This is a genomic window from Frankia sp. CcWB2 (assembly GCF_977927585.1).
This window is the reverse complement of record NZ_CDWRCM010000336.1, coordinates 1-527: the sequence shown is the minus strand read 5'-3', so window position 1 is coordinate 527 and position 527 is coordinate 1. Positions and strand designations below refer to the sequence as shown.

Genomic DNA, 527 nt, shown 5'->3' with positions numbered 1-527 from the left:
GTGTGCGCCGGGCGCGGGAAAGCCGCGCACAGGGGAAAGGATGGCAGCACGTCCGCGGTTCGTGGGCTGATTCGCAGGCTGAAAGGCCAGGAGGACGCCGGTGAATACCGGGGTGCCGTGGCCGGGCCTCGTCGAGGCTCGGGCGCGGGTACTGGGGATTCAGATGAAACCGCACCGTTGGGCGGCCGACGGCCGTGAGCGTCGGTTTGTTGACTTACATAACCTCGTGGCAGGCTCGGCTGGTGCTGATCCTGGGCTGGCATCGGGTCCGGGGGAACAGGGGGCTCGCACGACCGGGGTGGACGGGCGGACCGGCTGGGTCATCGAGGCCGGGCGTGGCGTGGAGGAATTTCTTTCCAACATTCGCGCGAAGCTGGAGAGGCAGCGGTTCCGGCCGTTTCCGGTCCGGGAGACAAAGATTCTGAAGGGTGCCCGAAAATGGCGCCGGTCAGGGACTCCCGTGACCCGTGGCCAGGTCGTCCTGGCAGCCTTCTCCTGGTCCTGGAGCCGATCCTGGAAGCGGAACC

The 527-nt window shown here is 67.4% G+C and carries 1 pseudogene; it reads left to right on the top strand.

What is annotated here, in order from left to right:
- Window positions 1-340: 340 nt before the first annotated feature.
- A pseudogene (locus ACY45C_RS21345) lies at window positions 341-527 on the top strand (hypothetical protein); the annotation flags it as partial.